This is a genomic window from Clostridium sp. AM34-9AC, from assembly GCF_003480225.1.
Classification (GTDB): domain Bacteria; phylum Bacillota; class Clostridia; order Lachnospirales; family Lachnospiraceae; genus Acetatifactor; species Acetatifactor acetigignens.
Genome location: NZ_QUIU01000051.1, coordinates 1 through 5,051, shown reverse-complemented (window position 1 = coordinate 5,051; position 5,051 = coordinate 1). Strand labels below are relative to the sequence as shown.

Here is a 5,051-nt window from a genome sequence, read left to right as displayed (position 1 = left end):
ACCTTACATCGAGACATGTGTATCGCATGCTCCGGGAGTTCATGGATTTTGCCAATGTATTTAACTAACTTTCCATTTTATGCAGAGATGATTAACCTAATACACCAAAAGTGTTGGGTATCTTTTCTAATTGTCATTTGTCCGGCTGGTCCGAATGTCTATTGCTGTGTTCCCGTAGATGAAAAGCATTGGCGGCCTGCCGACGGCGTTGTTCTTCCAGTGCGGCATAGTGTTTTCTTGTGGTATTTACATCTTTATGACCCAGAACATCTGCTACCAGATAGATATCCCTGGTTTCTTTATAGAGTTCGGTACCGTAGGTACTGCGTAGTTTATGGGGCGTGATTTTCTTTAAGGTGGTTACCCGGGAGGCATATTTTTTTACCAGATTCTCTACGGAGCGGACGGCCATCCGGCGACTCTGCAGGGACAGGAACAGAGCATTCTCATGTCCTTCGGCTGGAATGATATGTTCCCTTTGCTCCAGATAGTCGAGCAGAGCGGTTTCTACTTCATCGCCGAAGTAGACGATTGCTTCATAACCACCTTTTCTCCGGATCTTGATGCCGCCGTTATTGAAATCCACGTCGTTAATATCCAGACCTACACATTCCGATACACGGATGCCGGTTCCCAACAGAAGCGTCAGGAGGGCAACATCCCGGAGCTTTGTTTTCTTGTGGTATTCCAGTTCCTTTTTGGTCAGCTTGGTGCCGTCCTCCACCTGATCTAACAGAATAGCCACCTCATTGGGTTCCAGACGGATGATCTCTTTTTCATGACGCTTCGGCAGAGGAACCAGTGCCGCTGTGTTTTTCTCGATACGTTCGCTCTGAAAATAGTAATTATAGAAGCTTCGAAGAGCAGCCAGTTTTCTTGCCTTTCCCCGTTCCTCGTTCGTAATATTTTTCCCATCCTTCTGATACAGGCTCATATAGTCCAGATATTCTTCGATATCCGTCCGCTGTACCATATCCAGAACGGAAAGGGGAAATTCAGTAATCTCCATTTTATGGCAATAACTGTTTTTCTCATGGAGAAATTCAAAGAAAAGTCGAATATCATAGGCATAAGCCAGTCTTGTTCTGGTGGAAGTATAAGGCTCAATTCCACGGAAAAAATCTCTGCAGAAGCTGGGGAGCGTATCCAGAACCTTGCGGAGTTTTAAGATATTGTTTTTATTCTGTTCATCGTGATAATTTTCTTCGTTAATGACTGCCAAAGTAATCTGACCAACCTTCCATATTTCCTCGTTGGATCGCGGTGAAAATACGATCCTTGACACCGGGATTTTCCCGATGAATCTGTTGCAATAGTTCTTTTATGTATTCCCGCGTGGTATGCCCATCTGCAGGACAGGGACTTTTGACCACGGGTACCTGATATTTGTTCACAAAACCGATAACTTCGGCTTCCCGCATATAGATCAGCGGCCGGATCACGGTCAGACCGGTTTTATCCAGATGCGTTACCGGAGAAAAGGTATGCAGTCGGCCCTCGTAGAAGAGGGAGAGCAACATGGTCTCTACTACATCATCTTCGTGATGTGCATAGGCAATCTTATTGCACCCCAGCTCCTTAATCGCATCGTTCAGTGCACCTTTACGCATTTTCGCACAAAGAGAACAGGGATTGTCCTCCTTGCGGTCTTCAAATACGATTTGGGCAATAGAAGTCTCCACTACGGTATATGGGATATTTCTGTCAGCACAAAGTGTACGGATTTCATTCAGATTCAGATTCTGAAATCCAAGATTGACTGTGACTGCAATAACTGTAAAATGCTTCGGATAAAACTTGCTGAGTTCATATAAAGCCAGCAGGAGAGTAAGACTGTCCTTGCCTCCGGAAATCCCCACAGCGATCCGGTCGCCTTCTTCGATCATATGATAGTCAGCCACAGCCTGTCTGACACGGCTCAATACTTTTTGTAATGTCATTGCTAACTCCATTCTTTTACTGGTATCTATTTTATACTGCCGGGAATTCTTTTTCAACAAAAACGACAGATTTCTTCTTGTGGTGAGCGAAAAACCATAGTATATTAAAAGAGATAAGATTTTATGAAGAAAGGTGTAGTTGAATGAAATACGACTTAAAAAACAATAAGTATTTTCGCTGGGGTCTGACCGCATTTCTGACCATTGCAGCCAGTATTTGTTTCTATTATCTGTTATTCCACGGAAGCAGTATCAAGACAGGCTTTCATACGATCATCGGGATTCTGATGCCGGTGGTATTTGGACTGGTGACGGCATATCTGCTGACCCCGGTACTTAATTTTATAGAAACCAAACTGCTATTTCCTTTGTGCCGGAAAATGAAGGTGAAGGAGAGCAGGAAGCGCAATTCCATTGTCCGTGGTATTGGCATACTGATCACGGCATTTTTGTTCGTCACCCTGATTTATAGTCTGGTTGCCATGATGCTTTCCCAGATTGTTCCCAGTATTGTAAATATTGCTTCCAATTTTGACACCTACATCAGCAATTTTACAAAATGGATCAGCAAGCTTATGGATGACAATCCGGAGCTGGGCAGTCAGATCACTTTTCTGATTGATAAGTATTCCGTAGAACTGGAGAATTGGTTAAATAACACAGTACTGACCAAGACCAGTCAGGTGATCATGACAGTATCTTTGAGCGTAATCAATATTCTGAAGAGTCTTTGGGATTTTATCATCGGATTCGTTATTTCCATTTATGTACTGGCAAGTAAGGAAAAATTTGCCGGACAAGCGAAAAAAATGGCCTATGCTTTCTTTGAACAGAAAACAGCCAACCGCCTGATCAAGAGTTTTCGCTTTACCCATAGCACTTTCATCGGATTTATCGGCGGCAAGATTGTAGATTCCTTTATCATCGGATGCCTGTGCTTTATCGGAACCACGTTATTGCAGACACCGTATGCGGCACTGGTCAGCGTGATTGTGGGTGTGACCAATATTATTCCCTTCTTTGGTCCTTATCTGGGAGCTATTCCCAGTGCCATCCTGATCCTTGTGGTGGATCCGATGCACCCTTTAAACTGTGTTTATTTCGTCCTGTTCATTCTGGTGTTACAGCAGTTTGACGGAAATTTCCTGGGACCCAAAATTCTGGGCAATTCCACCGGGCTTACCGGTTTCTGGGTGATTTTCGCCATCACGGTATTCGGTGGATTATTCGGTATTCTCGGCATGATCGTCGGGGTGCCTATCTTTGCAGTGATCTATGCGGCTATCAAGGTAGTAGTTAATACGTTCCTTCGGAAAAAGGATCTGCCGGTAGAGACAGAACAATATTCTTATCTGAAAAATATTGATGAAGAGGGATTCCATACACTGAATTCCAGACTGCAAAAGGATCATGAGCTTAAAGATCAAACTGATTTCAGCCAGGATAAAAAAGATCAAGAAGAGAAAAACGTAGGAGAGAAGTAGACAAATGCGATTTGTAATACAACGGGTACAGCATGCAGAGGTAAAAGTAGATGGAGAGGTAACAGGCAGCATCGGCAAAGGTTTTCTGGTACTGATCGGCGTGGCCGAAACAGATACCAGAGAGATTGCCGACAAAATGATCAAGAAGCTTCTGGGGCTGCGGATCTTTGAAGACGCTCAGGGCAAGACCAATCTGGATCTGCATGCGGTGGAGGGCGAATTGTTACTGGTGTCACAATTTACTCTGTATGCGGATTGCAAAAAAGGCAATCGTCCATCCTTTATCAAAGCCGGTAATCCGGATATAGCCAATGAACTATACGAATACATTATCGACAGATGCCGTGAAAGCATCGCCACCGTGGAAAAAGGAATCTTTGGCGCCGATATGAAAGTATCTCTGTTAAATGATGGTCCTTTTACTATATTGCTGGATTCCGATGAAATCTGCTAAAAAAATAGCCATTGAGAGTGTGTTAGAACCATTTTTATGTAGAACTATTCGTTAAACTTGTGTTTTGCGCATAGTTAGTTCTGCGTCTGCTATCGTAGTAAGGGCTGATTTGTTCCTTAACAGACCGGAATGTGTTGGCTCTGCATGGGCGGTACACATTCCGGTTGAAAAATGTGCTTGGTGAAGTAGTTATCTATTCGCATAATCAATCAAAATCTTTTTGCAACTATTGCAACGATAAGCTTCACAATGAGGGATTCCTTCTGAACCTTTACTCAATTCCAGATCGTCCGATTTTTTAATGCGAAAAACTTTTGTCAGATTATCAACTGCAAAAGTAATGTCTCGTGAGCTCATTAGGTATCCTCTTATCATTTCTTCACCACAATATGGACATTTCATTCTGCTTTACCTCCTATAAATATCGATTTTCGTTCTCTGTGACTTCCCAATAAACGGGAATTTCTCACTTCTTCATTTTAGGAGCAATAAGCAGCACTACTGCCACAAGAAAATATACACCATACAGTAACCACGTAATTGTATTGTTCCAAGGAAAACTCTTTTCTGGATGGTTCAATGCAAACATTATAAATACAAAAGCTACAATCAGCATTATCACACCGATAATCCTTGATATACTCTTATTCATGTAAAGCACCTCCTCGTCAAACTTGAATTGAGATTTCACCTGTTTTAAGAGATTTAATAACTGTTATATTTTGTTATTAAATTCTCCACAAGCCCTTGAAAACACTGGATTTATCGCAGGTGAGCTTTTCCTTATTGTTTCCCTTGTGTTATATCGTCCCATCAGTGTTTACGAACTCTGATAAGGGCAAATACAAGGGCAAGATTTTCTGGTGGATTGACTAAAAGCCTGTCAATATCCTGTTCCTCAACACCAGCCATTTTTGCTATCGTTAGCTTGGATATGCCATAATAGGAAACAAGCACTTCCAACTAATGCATTGATTTGATATTTTCCTTTTACCGAACCCTCTTATGCCTTAATATCAAAACTTGATCTATCAGGTGCAGAAATACTCACAGATTCTGCTACAAGGCTCTGTGTCATACTTTTTACATCATTACCAGTTACGGATAAGGTATAATCACCCGTTTCTTTTCCTTCTGCCGATTTTTCTGCACGTTTCTTTGCAGCTTTTTCTT

At 42.2% G+C, this 5,051-nt stretch carries 6 protein-coding genes; 2 read left to right on the top strand and 4 right to left on the bottom strand.

Features of this window, described 5'->3' with window-relative positions:
• Positions 1–133: 133 nt before the first annotated feature.
• Together DW835_RS17445 and DW835_RS17440 are read right to left on the bottom strand one after the other, a co-directional pair.
• Positions 134–1,213: a tyrosine-type recombinase/integrase gene (locus DW835_RS17445; RefSeq protein WP_118505228.1), complete on the bottom strand. Its 1,080-nt coding sequence runs from the start codon at positions 1,211–1,213 to the stop codon at positions 134–136.
• Positions 1,209–1,940: an ATP-binding protein gene (locus DW835_RS17440; protein ID WP_118505230.1), complete on the bottom strand. Its 732-nt coding sequence runs from the start codon at positions 1,938–1,940 to the stop codon at positions 1,209–1,211. The genes DW835_RS17445 and DW835_RS17440 overlap by 5 nt, the downstream gene beginning before the upstream one ends.
• A 143-nt stretch (positions 1,941–2,083) precedes the next feature.
• Here DW835_RS17440 and DW835_RS17435 point away from each other — a divergent pair, with 143 nt between their 5' ends.
• Both DW835_RS17435 and dtd read left to right on the top strand, forming a co-directional pair.
• Positions 2,084–3,424 (top strand): AI-2E family transporter, encoded by a 1,341-nt coding sequence (locus DW835_RS17435; protein ID WP_118669762.1) that lies wholly within the window; start codon positions 2,084–2,086, stop codon positions 3,422–3,424.
• A 4-nt stretch (positions 3,425–3,428) separates the two neighbouring features.
• The gene (gene dtd, locus DW835_RS17430) at positions 3,429–3,878 is read left to right on the top strand and encodes a D-aminoacyl-tRNA deacylase (RefSeq protein WP_118669763.1); all 450 of its coding nucleotides are present in this window, start codon (positions 3,429–3,431) and stop codon (positions 3,876–3,878) included.
• Between the two features lie 189 nt (positions 3,879–4,067).
• On the opposite strand, the gene DW835_RS17425 is transcribed toward dtd, so the two are convergent.
• The gene (locus tag DW835_RS17425; RefSeq protein ID WP_022153065.1) at positions 4,068–4,280 is read right to left on the bottom strand and encodes a PF20097 family protein; all 213 of its coding nucleotides are present in this window, start codon (positions 4,278–4,280) and stop codon (positions 4,068–4,070) included.
• A 64-nt stretch (positions 4,281–4,344) separates the two neighbouring features.
• Positions 4,345–4,530, bottom strand: a complete 186-nt coding sequence (locus DW835_RS17420; RefSeq protein WP_022313299.1) for a hypothetical protein — start codon at positions 4,528–4,530, stop codon at positions 4,345–4,347.
• Between the last annotated feature and the right edge of the window lie 521 nt (positions 4,531–5,051).